The 16,373-nt window shown below is 63.1% G+C and carries 11 protein-coding genes; 3 read left to right on the top strand and 8 right to left on the bottom strand.

Annotated features, from left to right (window positions below; genetic code table 11):
- Both SINAC_RS36765 and SINAC_RS36760 read left to right on the top strand, forming a co-directional pair.
- Positions 1-1,044: an IS630 family transposase gene (locus tag SINAC_RS36765; protein WP_015244135.1), complete on the top strand. Its 1,044-nt coding sequence runs from the start codon at positions 1-3 to the stop codon at positions 1,042-1,044.
- 495 nt (positions 1,045-1,539) lie between these two features.
- On the top strand, positions 1,540-2,169 hold the full coding sequence (locus SINAC_RS36760; protein ID WP_237722838.1) for a peroxiredoxin family protein: 630 nt from the start codon (positions 1,540-1,542) through the stop codon (positions 2,167-2,169).
- An 82-nt stretch (positions 2,170-2,251) separates the two neighbouring features.
- On the opposite strand, the gene SINAC_RS36755 is transcribed toward SINAC_RS36760, so the two are convergent.
- The 3 genes from SINAC_RS36755 to SINAC_RS36745 are packed head-to-tail and all read right to left on the bottom strand — an operon-like array spanning position 2,252 to position 10,681.
- Positions 2,252-3,589 carry a DUF1501 domain-containing protein gene (locus SINAC_RS36755; RefSeq protein WP_015250606.1) on the bottom strand — a complete coding sequence of 446 codons (1,338 nt, stop codon included), beginning with the start codon at positions 3,587-3,589 and terminating at the stop codon, positions 2,252-2,254.
- Between the two features lie 25 nt (positions 3,590-3,614).
- Positions 3,615-5,054: a DUF1800 domain-containing protein gene (locus SINAC_RS36750; RefSeq protein ID WP_015250605.1), complete on the bottom strand. Its 1,440-nt coding sequence runs from the start codon at positions 5,052-5,054 to the stop codon at positions 3,615-3,617.
- Positions 5,051-10,681 carry a sister chromatid cohesion protein PDS5 gene (locus SINAC_RS36745; protein ID WP_015250604.1) on the bottom strand — a complete coding sequence of 1,877 codons (5,631 nt, stop codon included), beginning with the start codon at positions 10,679-10,681 and terminating at the stop codon, positions 5,051-5,053. Before SINAC_RS36745 ends, SINAC_RS36750 begins: the two co-directional genes overlap by 4 nt.
- 644 nt (positions 10,682-11,325) lie before the next feature.
- On the opposite strand from SINAC_RS36745, the gene SINAC_RS39395 reads away from it, so the two are divergent.
- Entirely contained in the window at positions 11,326-12,636 is a 1,311-nt protein-coding gene (locus SINAC_RS39395; RefSeq protein ID WP_015250603.1) for a retropepsin-like aspartic protease, read from the top strand.
- Positions 12,637-12,825: 189 nt separating this feature from the next.
- Here the strand turns inward: SINAC_RS39395 and SINAC_RS36730 are convergent, their stop codons facing one another.
- The 5 genes from SINAC_RS36730 to SINAC_RS36710 form a co-directional block, all read right to left on the bottom strand.
- Positions 12,826-13,113 carry a DNA integrity scanning protein DisA nucleotide-binding domain protein gene (locus SINAC_RS36730; protein ID WP_020467138.1) on the bottom strand — a complete coding sequence of 96 codons (288 nt, stop codon included), beginning with the start codon at positions 13,111-13,113 and terminating at the stop codon, positions 12,826-12,828.
- A 16-nt stretch (positions 13,114-13,129) separates the two neighbouring features.
- Positions 13,130-13,615 carry an XRE family transcriptional regulator gene (locus SINAC_RS36725; protein WP_015250602.1) on the bottom strand — a complete coding sequence of 162 codons (486 nt, stop codon included), beginning with the start codon at positions 13,613-13,615 and terminating at the stop codon, positions 13,130-13,132.
- A 5-nt stretch (positions 13,616-13,620) separates the two neighbouring features.
- Positions 13,621-14,001: a type II toxin-antitoxin system RelE/ParE family toxin gene (locus tag SINAC_RS36720; RefSeq protein ID WP_015250601.1), complete on the bottom strand. Its 381-nt coding sequence runs from the start codon at positions 13,999-14,001 to the stop codon at positions 13,621-13,623.
- A gap of 232 nt (positions 14,002-14,233) precedes the next feature.
- Entirely contained in the window at positions 14,234-15,187 is a 954-nt protein-coding gene (locus tag SINAC_RS36715) for a DNA integrity scanning protein DisA nucleotide-binding domain protein (protein ID WP_015250600.1), read from the bottom strand.
- A gap of 272 nt (positions 15,188-15,459) precedes the next feature.
- Positions 15,460-16,308 (bottom strand): hypothetical protein, encoded by an 849-nt coding sequence (locus tag SINAC_RS36710; protein ID WP_015250599.1) that lies wholly within the window; start codon positions 16,306-16,308, stop codon positions 15,460-15,462.
- Between the last annotated feature and the right edge of the window lie 65 nt (positions 16,309-16,373).

Here is a 16,373-nt window from a genome sequence, read left to right as displayed (position 1 = left end):
ATGCTCTCCCTTTCGACGACTCAGCGCGACGAACTCTTGGCGATCTACCGCAAGGATTCTGATCCCGAACTCCGCTTTCGCGCCCACATTATCCTCCTGTTGGCTGACGGCCATCCCTGGGACAACATCGAGTCCATGCTCTTCTGCAGCTCACGCACTGTCGACCGCTGGCTGAAGCGGTTCCAGGCCGAGGGCCTCGAAGGGTTGACTGGGAGGAAACGGGGCCGGCCCTTTCGGCTGGGCTTCGGCTGGGTCGCCATCCTCGTGAACTGGGTGACCACCACGACCCCCAGCGACTTCGGTTTCCTCCGCAGTCGCTGGTCGTGTGTGTTGTTGGCCCTGCTCTTGCGAGAAAGAGAAGGCGTTCGCGTCAGCCGGGAGACCGTCCGTCGCTGGCTCCATCGCGGCCACCTGGTGTACCGGCGACCCCGGCCGACCCTGAAGCCGGACGAAGACGAGAGGCAGGTCAAGCTGGCTGAACTGCGGAAGCTCCTGGAAGAGCTGCCCGAGGACGAGACGGCCGTCTGGCAGGACGAAGTCGAGGTTCACACCAACCCAAAGATCGGCCGGATGTGGATGTTCAAAGGCCGACAAGCGAAGGTCGAGACCCCCGGGACGAACAAGAAGCGGCACATCTCCGGCTCAATCCACTGGCGGACCGGCCAGGTGTTCGTCACCGAGGCGGCCCCCAAGCAAGGGCGCGACGGAGCGTTGTTCATCAAGCACCTCGACGACCTGCGCCGCAGGCTGCGACGCTACCGCAAGATCCACGTGATCTGCGACAACGCGGGGAGCCACACCAGCCTGGAGGTGATCCAGTACCTCTGGAAGCACGAGGGTCGAATCGAAGTCCATCTGCTCCCCGCATACTCCCCGGACCTGAACCCGATCGAGCGGGTATGGTGGCATTTGCACGAGAACATCACCCGGAATCATCGGTGCAAGGATCTGGAGGAATTATTGGATCGAGTCTTCACCTGGCTGGGACAGGCAAACCCTTTCCAGATCGAGGGTTCGGCTTACCCAAAAGCCAGGGCCGCCTGATCTACTTTCCCATTTGAAAGTTTCTATTTAGATATTGTCGTCGATGGGCCCAGGCGCCGGCAGGATGATGTTGGGGAAAAAGGGCATGAGAGTCGCGTCTTTAATGTTATTGCTTATAACGGGAGAGAAAATGTTTATTATAATTCCGGTAACGCCCAGGTTGATATTCAGGACGATGGACCGAAGTCAAAGACCCAGTTAGCGGTTGCAGGACTCAATGATTTTTGTCACTGGCCTCTGTCGGGCGGTAAGGTCGTCGGTCGGGCCAAGGGCCGGGTTACATTGGAGCAAAAGTGGGACAGACTCACCACGCGGATCGTTGCTGACGAAGCAACCGGCTTCGTCTACCGCGAGACGAGCCTCCAGGCGAATGGAGACCCGGTCCGAGACCACTGGCAGTTCGCTCCGAGAGTGACGGCCAAGGGGGCAATCGTGCCTGGCCTGAGTATTGAGTTTTCCTGTCAAAAAAATGAAGTTCAATTCATTTTCGTGAAAATGATTGAATCGATCAATCTCGATGCTCCGATCCCCCCCGACTCCTTTGCCGTCTCGGTCCCAGCCGGTGTCCTGTTCCTTGACAATCGTGAGGGACGCGACGACACCTATCGAGGGGTGGCGAGGCGCACGGTGACGGACGTTGTTGCCTATGCCGATGCGGACCCAAGGCGCTACAAGCCGTTCGTTCCGCCGGTCAAAGCGGGAATGCCTGCCCCGGCGCTCGAGCCGATCGCGTGGCTCGATCGGGACGGGAAAGTGCCGCCTCCAAGTCTCACCGGCAAGGTTGTGCTGATCGACTTCTGGGGGATCGAGTGCGGTCCCTGTCTCGCTCAGTTGCCCGAGGTCCGCGAGGCGGCCGAGCACTTCACCGGCAAGGGGCTGGTCATCGTCGGTTTGCATGACAGCTCGGGAACCCTGGAGAAGGTTGCCGAGTTCGCCGCGAAGCGAAGGCTGACCTGGCCGCTTGCCATCGATCGACCCGGCGAAGGCTTCGGCGCAACGTTTCAGGCCTACGGCGTTCGCTCGATCCCAAGTGCCGCCGTTCTTGATCGCCAGGGACGCGTCGCCTTCCTGGGACGATTCACCGAGGCCCTGGCGAAGGCCGCGAGCCTCCTCGAAGAAGAGTGACACGGGGCCTTCGGCCGATCCCTTTGCGGGGAACGCCGCCGTTGTCGGCGGCGATGGGCGTGCGATCGGAACCACGGCCCGATCAGCTCTCCTTGAGGAGGGGGAGCGGCTCGAACGTTTCGCCGAGGACCGTCGCGCTGTCGCAGCCGAGCCAGCCGCCGAGCAGGGAGGCGTAGACGCGGCGGAAGTCGGTGTGGTGCCGCAGGTCGCCGGAGTCGAGCTGGTCGGCGGCCAGGCTCGGGTGGGGGCCGACGACCCCCCCCTTGACGCCTTCGCCCGCCACGAACAGGCAGGAGCCGGCGCCATGGTCGGTCCCTTGGCTGCCGTTCTCCTGGACCCGGCGGCCGAATTCGGAGAAGGTCATGAGGATGACTCGCTTCGACTGTCCCGAGCGGCCGAGCTGGTTGAAGAACCCGGAGACGGCGTCGGCCAGTTGCTGGAGCAGTTGCTGGTGCTCCTGGAGCTGGTTGGCGTGAGTGTCGAAACCGGCAATCGAGAGGTAGAAGATTCGGGTGCCAAAGCCGGCCGCGATCATGTTGCCGATCAGGGTGAGGTTGCTCGCCAGCTCGCCGTTGCCGTTTCGGAAGCCGGCCTGGAAGTTATTGGGGTTGGGACCGCCGTTCGGACCGTTGGTGTTGGTGATCTTCCGCAGATCCTCGATCGCCGCGTAGGTCTGCAGCGAGGTGCGCTGGACGAACTGCCGTAGGTCGTCGCGGGCCGGGGAGAGCTTTGCAAGCTCCTCGATCAGCGCCCGGCGATCGGCCTGGTGTTTGTCGATTGCGGGCTCACTAGGCTGGCCGCCTCGCCTGGTTGGCACAATGGAGCCGTTGAAATTGCCCGGAAGCTCGGGGGCGAGGTCCAGGTCGTACGGCTTGTTCGGGTGGATCGTCGGCACTCCGGTTGCCGACCCTCGCATCGCCAGCGGGAGCTGCTGCGCACCCACGTGGATGCCGGGGATCTGACCGGCGGGAACCCGGACCGAGTCGAGGCTTCGGCCCAGCCAGCCGCCGCCGGTCTTGCGCTTGGGGTCGGCCGTCTGCCAGATATCCATCGACTCGAAGTGCGACCGGTCGGGGTTGGGGTAGCCGACCCCCTGCACGATCGCGAGCCGGCCGTCGGAGAGGAGCTTCTCGAAGCTCCGCATCCCCGGGTTCAGGCCGACGTGGTCGTCGACCCGGACGACCTGCTCCTTCGCGATCCGGAGGGTCGGGCGCGCAGCATGATAGAGGTCATCGGCATAGGGGATGACCGTGTTCAGGCCGTCGTTGCCGCCGGTCATCTCGACGACGACCAGGATGTTGTCCTTCCCCGGCTCGGCCGCCTGGGCCGCCGAGGCGAGGAAGCCGGGGACCGTCGGCCCCAGGGCGACGAGCGACGATCCTTGCAGGGTTCGCTCCAGGAACCGACGGCGGGTCAACATGGTCGTTTCTCCGGCGATTTGGATGTTACGAGAGTTGATATTCCGGCATTAGTAATAACGCGTGGATCGTTTCTCGAACGAGCCGCTCGGGGGGCTTGGTGCTGGGCTTCCCTTGCGACAGGAACTCGACGAGTTTGCCGATCGCCCGCTCGTCAACCTCGCCCTCCGCTGGCTGGAGCAGGAGGTCGAATAAGAAGTCGACCTGCCCTTTGGCGTCGCGCGACGTGGTGTACTTGCGGACCAGGGCCGATGGGTTGGACTTGATCCCCGAAGGACCTTGCGTTCCCTGGACGACCTTCCAGGCGAGGTTATGGCGTGCCAGGAGTGTGGCCGAGTTCAACCAGGCTTCGCCCCCGGTCCAGCCTTTGACGTTGGGAGGGGCGAAGAGGGACTGACCGAGTCCGTCCATCAGCCGAGGCTGTTGCTGCATCGAATAATCGGCCGAAGGTTCTACCGAGGCCTCCAGGCCGCGGAGCAGGCCGATGACGTATTCGACAGGGCTCTTGATCCGCTGGCGGTAGGCCTGGTCCGAGAAGAAGAGGCGTGAACGGAGCATGGTCCCCACCAACTCGGCGGTGTCGTAGCCCGAGTCGCGATACCGCGCAGCCAGTGGCTCCACCAAGGCGTCGGAGGGCGTTTCCCCTTCGCTGATCAGGTACCGGTAGAGCTTGCGGATGAGGAAGCGGGCTGCGGCCGGCTGCTCGAGCACGATCCGGACGACATCTTCGCCATTCCAGTCACCCGTTTGGCCGAGCAGCGTCTTCTTACCGTCGTCGTGTTGGAAGTGGTTGAGGGTGAACTTCTGGCCATCGGTGTGCCAGCCTGTGAACGCGCGGGCCGCCTCGCGGACGTCGGTCTCGCTGTAGTGACCGACTCCGAGGGTGAACAGCTCCATCACTTCGCGGGCGTAGTTCTCGTTCGGTTTGCCGCGGCTGTTGCTGTTGCCGTCGAGCCAGATCAGCATGGCCGGGTCGCGGCTGATCTCCAGGAGGAAGGGGGCGAACTTGCCGAGGGCATGTCGGCGGATCAGGACGTTCTGTTGCTTCATCAGGCCGGGCTGACGGACCTTGAGGATGCTGGTCGCGAAATGGTTGTGCCAGAAGAGCACCATCCGCTCGCGGAGCGGATGCATGGTCTGGATCAACCGATGGAGCCACCAGGACTGGAGCGCAGATTCGTTCCCGTCATTGTTGGGTTGGAACGGCTGGAGGCTGTCGGGGCCGAGCTCGTCCATGAGCCGGTCGAAGTCGTCCTGGCCCTCGCGTCCAACGAGCAGTCGGTCAATAGTGGCCTCGTGGCCGATGTCGAGGGCCTCCTGGAGCTCGGGCCAGGAGGCGCCGAAGGCGGCGCGGCGGTAGAGATGCCCGGCCCATTTGCGGTCCCAAGGGGTGCTGGGCGACGGCGTCCAAGGGGCCCAGGCCTCGGCCGGGTCGATTGCGTCGAGAGGGGACAATCGCGTTGTCATTGGGCCTCCACGCCGGTCGCGCCGGCCGCCGGGTCGATTGCCTCGAGTGCTTTGGCGGCCGCCATGCGGGTGGCCGAGTCCGCTTCCTTCGTCGCCTCCCGGAGCGCTGGAACGGCCTTTCTCGCTTGCCCCTTCATTCGGCCGAGGGTCTCGATGATCTCGCGCCGGAAGGAGGGAGATACGGGAAGAGAGGACGGCGGATCGAAGACGACCCGGCCGAAGATGTTGGTACGACGGTTGGTCGTGAAGGAGGGGATAGGCGAGGTCTCGGCTGTGGGCCGGGGCTGCGCGAGGGATGACCGGAAGACTGGTGAGCGGAGGGCCTCGATAAGCACGTCGACGGCCGTCTCGGTCTCGCAGCCCACCTCGCGAAGCGCGATCGCGGCCCGTGCCTGGGTCAGGAGGTCGGGGTCGCTCAGGAGCCGTTCGAGGTCTGGGGCAGCCTCCCGGCTCAGGGGGCCGATCCGGCCGAGGGCCTCGGCTGCGCGGAGGCGGAGGAGGTCCTTTCCCTTCAGCGCCAGGGCGAGTGTGGGGACGGCTGAGGCGGCTGGGGGGCCGAGAGCACCGAGGGCCTCAATGGCGCGGAGGCGGTCGGGAAGGGGGGAGTCCTTGGCTGTGGCGAGGAGTGTTGGGAGTGCCGACGCCCCGGCTTCGCCTCCCAGTTGCGCCAGGCCGATCGCGGCTTCCAACCGGACGCCCTTTTCCTTGTCTTTGAGAGCTTCATGCAGTGCGGGTCCCCCGTCCTTGACCTCGCGGGCCATTGACCCGAGCGCCCGGGCGGCCTGCTCGCGGAACTCGGCTTCCTCGCTGGCCAGCATGCGGGTGAGAGGATCGACTCCCGCCGGGCCGGTTAGGGCCAGGGCCGCGACGACCATCGGTTGATGCCGCGTGTCGGCCGTTGCGTGTGCCTTGAGCAAGGGGGCGACCGCCTCGGCGCCGGCGACCCGGGCCAGGGTGTTTGCAAGTTGGCCGAAGACGGGGTCGTCGTACGCTTCGTTCAGCCGATCGACCAGTTTGGAGAAGGCTCCCTTCGCTGTCGGACCGAGTTGGTCGAGCGCTGTGAGTGAGGAACTGCAGAGGAGAGGATCGTCCAGCAAGTCGGCAAGCACGGCGACCGCTTTGTCCGTCTGCCCTGGCAGGCGGGCGAGGGCCGAGGCTGCGTGCAACCGGGTCACTCCATCGGCCTCTTCGAGGGCCGTGGTGAGGTTGGGGGCAAGCTCGGCAGGGACGGGATTGATCCGGGCAAGGGCCTCGGTCGCGGCCCGCCGCACGTTGGCATCGTCATCCTGGAGGCCGTCGGCCAGGACCGGAACGACGGCGGCCTCTTGTTCGCCATCGATCAGACGGAGGGCGTTGGCCGTAGCGACTCGGACGGCGGCCGTCTTGTCTTTCAAGGCGAGAGTCAGAGCGGGAACCGCTTCCTTCGCCCCGGGGCCGAGCCGGCCGAGAACCTCTGCTGCGGCTTGACGGCCGGCCGCTTCTTCGTCGCTCAGACGCCCGGTCAGGGGCCCCACGGCGTCGAGCCCGATCTCCGCCAGGGCACTGATGGCGGCATGTCTGAGAAAGGCGTCGTCGTCGCCAAGGAGGTCGACGAGAGCCGGGGTCGCAGGGCCGGCCGCGGGGCCGATCTGTCCCAGGGCGTTGACGACCTCCGAGCGGGTCGGCCCTTTGGCCGTCTTCGTCGCCGCGATCAAGGTAGGCACGGCCTCGGGACCGATCCGGCCGAGGACGCGCACGAGGGCGGAGCCCAGCGTCCGGTCGTTTGTCTTCGCGAGCTGCGCGGCGAGTGCCGGAATCGCGGGCTTCGCCTCGTTGCCGAGCTGCTCGAGCGTGGTGGCGGCCTGGTTTCGGGTCGTGGGATCGATATTGTCGAGGACCGCGATGATCGCCGGCAGGGCCTGCTTGATCTCGGGTCCCCTCAGTCGGCCGAGGCTTTGGAGTGCCTGGCTGCGAGTGTATCGTTCGGGAGACTGCAATGAGTCGATCAGGGCTGGCAGAGCGAGCTTCGCCCCCGCCGGGCCCATCAGAGCCAGCGCATTGGCGGCCTGGGTGCGGTTGTAGGACTGCCGGGCATCGTTGAGCAATTCCGCCATCGCGTCGAAGACGGCCGGATCGTCATCCCCGGCGATCTTCCCGAGGGCTTGGGCGGCTTGGAGGCGGAAGGGGGATTGGGGCTCCTTCAGCACCTCCTTCAGCGCGGGGATCGCATCTTTCGCCTCGGGGCCGATCTGCCCGAGGTTCTGAATGGTTTGGGACTGGACGTTCAGATCGGATTCCGCGAGCTTCTCGATGAGGATCGGGATCGCCGCGTTCACGTCGAGGTCCGGCAGCATCTGGATGAATCCGATGGCCTGGCTGCGCGCGTTCGGGTCGCCGTTCTTGATCATCTCGAGGAGGGTTGGGGCTGCGGCTTTCGCCCCCATCGGGCCCATCCGGTCGAGCAGACGCGCGGCCTGATAGCGCGTGCTCGGATTGCCGTCCTTGAGCATCTCGAGCAGTTCGGGGATCGCGTCCTTCGCCAGTGGCCCGAGCTGGATGAGTGCCTCGCCGGCCTGGAAGGAGACACCCGTATCGGAAGACCTGAGCAGTTCCAGGAGCGCCGGCAGGGCCAGCTTGCTCTCCACCGCTCCCATCCGTCGCAGCGCCTTGATTGCGACGGGGCGGTTGTTGGGCTCGCCCTGCTTGGCGACCTCAATCAGCACTGGGGCTGCCGCCTGCTGCCCCTCTGGTCCCATCCGGCAGAGGGCCAGGGCGATCTGGTATCGAATGGAAGGATCGGGATCCTTCAGTCGCTCCGTCAGCGCGGGGAGCTCCTCCTTGGCCCGCATTCCGAGTTGCCCGAGAGTTCCTGCCGCCTGCAACCGGATCTCGGAGCGAGTCTCCTCTAACGCCGAGACCAGCCCACGGAGGCCAACCCGGGCCTCCTCGGAGCCGGCCGAAGCCCTGGCGAGTGCCTGGGCTGCCCGGAGGCGAACGAATCGGTCGGGATCGTCCAATCGCTCCATCAGGGCGGAGGCGATCGCCCGGTCACGGCTGAGGCTGCTGAGGGCCTGGACGGCCTGGAGTCGGATATTCGATTCGGAGTCCCTCGATAATTCGAGGAGTGCCGGGCGGAGGCTCGGCTCTGGAACCTTCGGGAACTCGACGGAGGCTGTGACGTTGGACCTCATTCCCAGGCCACCTGACGTCAGGACCATGAGTGCGCTGACCCGGATCGTGGGGTCTGGGTCTTTCAGGGCTTCCTTGAGCGACGATGCCAGGCTCGCCACGACCTGTCGGGGCATTTGCCCGAGCGCCTGGACTGCCTGGACGCGAACGGCGTTGTCCTGGTCGCGGAGGGCCTTGGCAAGGGCGGCCGCCGTCGATTTCGTCGCGGGACTGAACTGACTGAGGAGCTGGATGGCCTGGAGGCGATTGGCGGGAAGCGGATCCTTGAGCATTTCGATCACAGCCGGGATTGCCGCCTCGCCGGCCTCACCCAACTGCCCGAGGAGTCGCGCGGCCTGGGTGCGGAGGTTGACGTCCTTCTCCTTCATCACCTCGACCAGGACTTGGGCCGCCTCCTCGGGGGCCTGGGGGGCGATTAGGCTCAAGACCTGGAAGGCCTCGGCCCGGCGATTCGAGAGCGGGTCTTTCAGGAGTTCGGCCAGGGCGGGGATTGCCGCCTTCGACTCGGGGCCGAGTTGCCCGAGGAGTGGGATGACCTGGCTCCGGAAGTTGGCGTCGCTCTCCTTGACCGCCTTGATGACCGCAGGGACTGACTCCTTGGGGAGGAGACCGAGCTGCCGCAGGACCTGGAGCGCCGCGGTGCGGATGCCAACGTCTTTCGATTGGACCAGCGCGAGGAGGTCCGGGGCCGCCTCGCGGGCGGCGGGGCCCATACGTTGGAGGATCTGAAGGATCTGGTTGCGCGTGTTCGGATCACTAGTCTTGAACGCTTCGAGGAGGGCTGGGACCGCCTCCTTGTTCCCTGGCCCGATCCGCTGGAGGATTTGTCTGGCCTGGTTACTGAGGTTGTTCGACCCGTTGTGGTCGCCAAGCGCGGCGATGACCACGGGGATGGCCTCGTCGGCATGGCCCAGGTCCCAGAGGCTCTCGGCTGCCCTGAGCCGGGCTGGTGCGTCTTCGTCGTCGAGTGCCTCTTGGAGCACAGGCAGTGCCAGTGCCTTTCCCTCGGGGCCGGTGTGGCCGAGTACCCGGGCTGCGATCACGCGGACGAACGGGTCGTTTCCTTTCAGCAACCCGCGCAAGGCAGGGGCGACCTCCCCGGCCCGAGGACCCAATCCCTCCAGGGTTTGCCCGGCCAACTGCCGGATATTGGAATCCCGGTCCGACAGATGCTCCACCAGCGCCGGCAGACTCTCTTTGACTGGCGGGGACATCCGAGCGAGCGCCTCGGCCGCCTTGAGCCGGACATAGGAGTCCGAGTCGTTCAGGGCCGCAATCAACCCGGGGACTGTCGAAGCCTGGGCCAATCCCAGCGGCGCGATCGCGATCGTTGGTGTGTCCCGTGGAACGGCCATCTTGGTCGTGGCCATCATCCGATTCCGGACGAGGGTGTCCGCCGGCCCACTGCTGCTGGACGGCGCGAGGGCCTGCACGGCCGCACGGCGGACCATCGTATCCTGATGTTTGAGCGACTCAACCAACGCCGCCAGCGCGACCGGCGACGACTTGGCGGCCTTGGAGAGGGCTTCAACCGCTCTCTGGCGGACCCAGGAGTCCCGATCCCGCAAGGCCTGGACAAGGGCGGGGATCACCTCGTCCTTGTCCAGGCCGGGCTTGAGCATGCCCAAGGCTTGCACCGCTCCGTCACGGATGGACGCGTCCCGATCGCTCAGGGCTGCCAGCAAGGTGGGAATCACGTTCGACCCCTGTTTGCCAAGCGCCTCGATGGCGACAGTGCGGAGCCGGGTGTTGGTCTGGAGCCGGGGGGTATTGCCTGGAAAGTACCTGGGGAAGTTGCCGAACGTCGGGGCCGGAGTGATAAAGATCCCAGGGCCGGACATGGTCGTGTGCTCAAGTGAGAGCACGTCGACCAACGCCGGTACCGCATCGAGGCCGTGCGTTCCGAGTGCCTTGGCGGCCTTCTGCTGCGTCTGTATGTCATTTCCGCGAAGCAATTCGGGCATGGCGAGCATGGTCGCCCGAACGCCGGGCCCGATCTGTTCCCAGGCTGACTCCGCGTCCCCCCTGATTCCATCGTCAGGGTCGTTCCGCGCCGCCAGGAGCACCGGAAGGGCCAGTTTCAAGGGCCCGCCAACCCGACCCAACGCCGCCGCCGCGCGGACCCGGACCACACTGTCCGCATCGTCCAATGCTTTGACGAGCGCGGGTGCCGCCTCCTTAGCTTTCGATCCCATGCCCCCGAGTGCCCGCGCGGCCTCGGCGCGGGCCTTCGCGTCTTCCCCTTTCAAAGCCTCCACCCATTTCTCGACGGCTCCTTCCCTCCCCGCCGGCTCGTCGGCCCGCACGTGAGAGCCGGGTAGGAGAGTTACCGCCAGGATGACGGTGAGCCACAAGTGATCGGCCTTTGCGACGCTGGAAATTTTTCGGACGGGAGTTGATGGCCGCCCGGGGGAATTGAGTCGGTCGGACAATGTCTTGTGACGGGAAAGGGTAGTCATCACAAACCTCTTGTCCTGATGCGGCTGGTGCTGACAATGGGAATGGTCTCAAGCATGCGCTCGGGGAAAACCCCTCGTCAAGACTTTGCCAGTGGTTTGTTTTCGCGCAGCGCGGGAGAGCTGCGAGGCCACGGGTCTCATCGAGCCTGCACTGTCGCGCGAATCCAACGCGTGGGCATCGCGTTAGGCTGGACCGCTCTGCAAGTGCTCTTCCACCAATGGGTTCGACGGCTGCCACCCGATCGACGACGGAACTCATTGCTGGGTTTCCTCATCAGACTGCATCTTTGTTGTGCTCGGGTTGGCACCTGTGGAAGTGTCGGGCGGTCTTCGACGCTGACGTCGCCCTCAACTTCACGCCCCTGTTCGCTATCTTCCCGGCCGTGCCGTCACCAGCTCACTTGACGTGACAGGGGCCTCTGGGCCGCGATTGTGCTTGCCTCATCAACAACGGAGCCGTTTCAGGCTGGGGCCTGGCCTGCTGCGTTCGGGACGAGCAGCTTCGGGTGTCACGCGGCCTGAATCCATCGCCACAATGTCAGGCGCGAAATCACCGGTGCTTCGCAATGATGAGTCGATCAAGCCGAATAACTGCCCGGTTGCATAGCCTTTTCTGAGATTAAGTACAGCAGGGCGGGCTTCTCGTGAAATCAATCGTCTTCCATCTGTTCCGGCTGTTCCGGTTTCTTTTGTTGGCGAGCTCGGTGCTTTCGAGTCCCGCAGCGGCGCAGCAAGATCTTCCCATCCTCAAGTCACGGTCGAAAGTCATCACAATCATCGATGGCGACCACGTCAAAAAAAACTGCTGGGGTCTCATGCCGGAAAAACAGCCTGATATCTACTATGTCGAGATTCCAAGGAAATCTCATTCCGTGACTTTCCGCTCGGACATCGACTCGATCACATTTTCCGTTAATTATGGCGGCCGGTACGACTTTGTGATTCTTTTGAATGATAAAGTTGCTTGTCCTACACAAATACGTGCTGCCTATGGGAAGCTCCAGCCCTATTCCCGCACTGAGCCCGACCTTGCCACCGCTGGTGAGGTTATTCCGTTTAGTTTGGGAGATAATGATAAAATTTACATCAAGGCTCGTCTTAATAGGGGGAAACCTTTGGACTTCCAGTTTGATCTTGGTTGCGGAGGAAGCGTAATCAAAAAAAGCTCCGTCCCCAATGCAAACATGCAATTTGACGGCACCGCCAATCTCATAAATAGCGATGGCAATAACGTCGTGCCGTCCAGTAGCACAAATCACCTCCAGGTCGAGCAGCTCCAATGGGATGGCCTGCCGTTCGTGGTCGGGGACAATATGACTCACAGGGAAGATGGTCTCCTGGGTAACGTCCTTTTTCAGGATAAAGTGATTGAAATTAACTACGATCGGAGAGAGTTGGTCGTCCATGATTCTTTGCCACAAATCGATTCGAAATATTCAAAACATGGAATGGTGCTTGACGGCGTTGTTCCGTTCATTCGAGGCTCCCTGGCGATTGGTGGCGAACGGCGCGAAGGTTGGTTTATGTTTGATACGGGGGCTTATACCAGCATTCTGTATTCCAACAACGTGTCGCCAGCGAGCAAACTGTTTGTCGAGCTGGGGAAGCTGCTGGGGAGCAACCAGGCGACATCGTCCGCCCCTCGGTTGACCATTGGCGATCATGCCTTTGCAGGCTTCAACTACAGCATCAAGAATCAAGGAGGGAATGGCGATCAGCTTGGGTTGCTGGGCAATGATGTTTTGAAGCGATTCAATGTCATTCTCGACAACCAGAACGGCTTCGTTTACCTGAAGCCGAATACGCTCGCTGGCGATTCGTTCGTAAACCCTGAATATTACCTGGCACGAGCCATTGTCGTCGTCAGCCTCGTTCTGATCGCAGCCTGTGGAAGGTTTGCCTATAGAAGGCAATATAAGCGGAGGCTGAAACATGAAACGCAAGCTGTCGAGTGAAACAGCAATTGATAACCCCGCCCAGGGCGGGACGGTTTGAAATGAGGTGGTTTTCACGCCGTGGAGAATCAGGGAAGCCGGCGGCCGGCCTGATCGAGAATTGGAAGTGCGATCACCTGAAGAGCCGGAGATTCTTCGTCTGGGTGGTCCGGACAACATGGTCGCCGCATATCACGGCAAACGAAAGGCTCAGCTCGTCTTGTCGAGCCGGCCGGGTCCGGGTTCGGTCTCGGCGTCCTGCCACTTCATGGCGCGGGCGTGTTGCATGGGGGCGATTCGGAGGATGACCTCGCCTTTTTGGAAGAGGCGGACGGTTCCGGTGGACTGGCTGACGACGACGGCCAGGGCGTTGGTGACGTTGGTGATCGCGGCGGCGGCCCAGTGGCGGGTGCCGAGGCCTTTGGGAAGGGTCAGGCCGGAGTTGGGGGCGTCGATTTTTAATGTTCGAATGTTGTGATGCTGATTATTTTTGGGCAATCCGGAATATCGGTTGTTAGCAGGTTGATTCAGATGATGAGGACTTGGCCTTTCTTCGCATTGGCGGCTCATCGCTTTGGTGGGACTTGTCTGCGGCCTTCGTGGCCTTGAGGGAATTCGTAAGTGGTTTTGGTTGGGCTGTCACAACTGGCCGCGACAGAGCTTCGGGGATCGCTTGAAGCTCTGCGATTGCCTCCAGTCGGGGGAAGCGGATCTCGACCCGTCGGCCCAAGGCGGTGGCGATCCGGCGGAGCATGCTCAGGGAATGTCCGTCGTAATCGGCATCCTCGAGTCGGCTAATCACCGATGGGGTCGTGCCCACCCGCTTGGCGAGTTCGGTCTGGGTCCACTTCGCCTCGGTCCGCAGGTCATAGATAGCCTGGGCGATGTCGGCGTTGGCGAGAGCCTTTTCATAGGATGCAACCCGCTCCGGATCGTCGCCGATGAAACGATCGTGCAGGTACTTGAGACCGTCGGATTTGAACCGTGGTGGGCGGGGCATATACTTTATTCCTCATCGGCCGGTGGCCGAAATGTGTGCCGTTCGGGTTCGGCCTTGAACGCGTCCATCCGAGCCTTGGCCAATTGGATTTCCCCGGGTGGGATCTTTCTCTCCTTGGAGAAGCCATGGGAGACGACGGTGATCGTCCGCCCGTGAAAGAAGTAGAGCATCCGTAAGTTCTCACTGTAGAACTTGACTCGGAGCTCATAGAGTCCGTCACCGATGTTCTCGGCATGGGGTCGTCGGAGTTCATGCCCCTTTTCAACAAGAAGGCTTAGCCTGGCAATGCAGCGGTCTCGAGCCTCTGCGGGCAAGCGGACGAGCCAATCGAGTAGGGGAACCGAATCATCGACTTCGCGGTAGAACCGGATTTCGATTTCTGGCATCCCGAATCAAACTCCCTACTCGAGACTCCACCCTGTTCTTTATTTTTTCGCATTATTGCGAAGAAAGTCAAGCCGGACTTCGCCGAGGCCGTGCTAACACTTTAGGCTGGGGGTGAGCCCAAGCCCGGCTAGGGACATGTTCGGGGATATATCCGTCTTCACTTCCAAGACCAGCGACGAGACGGTCGCCGGGCCGGTGCCGATGGATGGCAGCGATACCGGGACGAAAGGTTCAGCTCGTCTTGTCGAGCCGGCCGGGTCCGGGTTCGGTCTCGGCGTCCTGCCACTTCATGGCGCGGGCGTGTTGCATGGGGGCGATTCGGAGGATGACCTCGCCTTTTTGGAAGAGGCGGACGGTTCCGGTGGACTGGCTGACGACGACGGCCAGGGCGTTGGTGACGTTGGTGATCGCGGCGGCGGCCCAGTGGCGGGTGCCGAGGCCTTTGGGAAGGGTCAGGCCGGAGTTGGGGGCATCGATGATCCGGCAGGCGGATTCGACGGTGCCGTCGCGGCCTACGATGAAGCCGCCGTCCATCTGGGCGATCTCCTTGATCGCTTCGCGGACGCGGGGGTCGCGGAGGTTGCGTTCCTTGCGTTTGTACCCTTTGAAGGGATCGAAGCCGAGCGCGCGGGTGCGGCTCAGGACGTTGCGGACGTCGCCGACGACGATGAGGGTGCCGACGGTCTTACCTTCGCGGCCTTCGCGGCCGATCTCGACGGCCACGTCGACGACCGCCTTGAGGGTCTCAAACGGGACCGAGGTCTCCAGGGCGCGGAGGTCGCGCGAGCTGAGCTGTTCGAGGTGCTCGCCGAGCCGGACGACGGTGATCGAGTCGAGCGTTTCGGCCTCGAAACCGGAATAGGCCACGACCACGCGGGCTCCGGCCGTGAGCTGGTCGTTGGCCACGGCCTCGATCAAGGCCAGGGTGATCCGCTCGGTGATCGCGGACTCGGTGGCCTCATCCACCTCGATGGCGATCATGCCGGCCTCGGTGATGGCCTTGAGATGTCGCTCTGAGGACTCCGCGATCATGATCCGGTTGCCGTCACCCAGGGCGGCAATCGCTTCCCAGTTCATCGGGCCTTCGGGGAGGATGAGGACCCCCATCGCCCCCAGGCGGCTGGCCGCCTCGCAGGCAAGGGCCAGGAGAATCGTCGTCGCCTTGTTCAGGGCGGTCGGCGTCACGGAGGCAGCCTCGCTCAGCGAAGTCCATCAGTTCGGAATCAAAAGAAAAAGAAGGGCTGGTGCCGCGGTCATTCTCTTTTTCACGTTTTCAGGAGAGATTATCACCTAGGTTGCCTCGCGTGAGCCATTCCACTCCGCTGGCTGAGGACACTCCGAAGGGAGATCACCATTCCTTCAAGACGAATCCGCCCCCTCCGCTTTCCTGGGTCCATCGGACTCCAGGTGGCGGAGGGGGCGGGGTATCCCTGTCTTGGGGGATTCAGGCTCGAAGATTACTTGGCCTCTTCCTTCTTGACCTCATCTTGCTTGGCCGGTTCTTCGGTCGGCTTGGTCTCTTCGACCTTGGCTTCTTCTTTCTTGGGTTCTTCGGCCGGCTTAGCCTCTTCCTTCTTGGGCTCTTCGGGCTTGGCCTCTTCCTTCTTGGGTTCTTCGGCCGGCTTGGCCTCTTCCTTCTTGGGTTCTTCGGCCGGCTTGGCTTCTTCCTTCTTGGGTTCTTCGGCCGGCTTGGCTTCTTCCTTCTTGGGTTCTTCGGCCGGCTTGGCCTCTTCCTTCGGCTTGGCCGCCTCTTGGGCGCTGCGAACGGCCTTGATGTGCTTGTTCAGGATGCTGGCACGCAGGTCGTAAAACGCTTGCAGGCCTTTGGTGGGAGGATGGATCCGGACATCCTTCGTCGCGTTGACTCCTTCGATCGCCTTGCCGTAGCTGGTGAACCAGGCGCCGAAGACCTCGACGCTCACACCGGTGCGATCTTTGATCGCCTTCTCGTCGGTGGCGCGGCCCGTGATCAGGATGTCGAGGATCGGCGGCGGATCGATCGAAGTCTGGACCAAGCCGGCGTCCTGGGCGGCAACGATCGCCTCGGCCACCGCGCGGCGAGCGGCTTCGAGCTTGGCCTCAACTTCCGGGGGAATCGGAGCGGGGGTCTCGTCCTTTGTGGCGGCTTTCGCTTCATCCTTGGGTGCGTCATCTTTCTTGACGTCATCCTTGGGAGCGTCCGGCTTCTTGACCTCAGGCGTCGAGGCGTCTTTCTTCTCGGGTTCCTGAGCAAACAACATGCGGTTTGTTGCTGTCAGACCGAGCACCAGGGAGAGCGACAGCGCGAGCGTGGCGAAACGGCGCACCAGAGAATCTCCTGAAAATCGAGATAGTGTTCGGAGGATCATCCTCAACTCCGTGCCCCATGGGC

This window comes from Singulisphaera acidiphila DSM 18658 (genome assembly GCF_000242455.2).
In the GTDB taxonomy this organism is placed as follows: Bacteria; Planctomycetota; Planctomycetia; order Isosphaerales; family Isosphaeraceae; genus Singulisphaera; species Singulisphaera acidiphila.
The sequence above is the reverse complement of the archived record's forward strand: the minus strand, read 5'-3'. Positions and strand labels throughout refer to the sequence as shown.

Bases quoted from the DNA above. Each gene is read 5' to 3' on its own strand.
- SINAC_RS36755 (WP_015250606.1), bottom strand. From the start codon at position 3,589: ATGTTGACCCGCCGTCGGTTCCTGGAGCGAACCCTGCAAGGATCGTCG.
- SINAC_RS36750 (WP_015250605.1), bottom strand. From the start codon at position 5,054: ATGACAACGCGATTGTCCCCTCTCGACGCAATCGACCCGGCCGAGGCC.
- SINAC_RS36720 (WP_015250601.1), bottom strand. From the start codon at position 14,001: ATGCCAGAAATCGAAATCCGGTTCTACCGCGAAGTCGATGATTCGGTT.
- SINAC_RS36760 (WP_237722838.1), top strand. From the start codon at position 1,540: ATGATTGAATCGATCAATCTCGATGCTCCGATCCCCCCCGACTCCTTT.
- SINAC_RS36745 (WP_015250604.1), bottom strand. From the start codon at position 10,681: ATGACTACCCTTTCCCGTCACAAGACATTGTCCGACCGACTCAATTCC.
- SINAC_RS36725 (WP_015250602.1), bottom strand. From the start codon at position 13,615: ATGCCCCGCCCACCACGGTTCAAATCCGACGGTCTCAAGTACCTGCAC.
- SINAC_RS36765 (WP_015244135.1), top strand. From the start codon at position 1: ATGCTCTCCCTTTCGACGACTCAGCGCGACGAACTCTTGGCGATCTAC.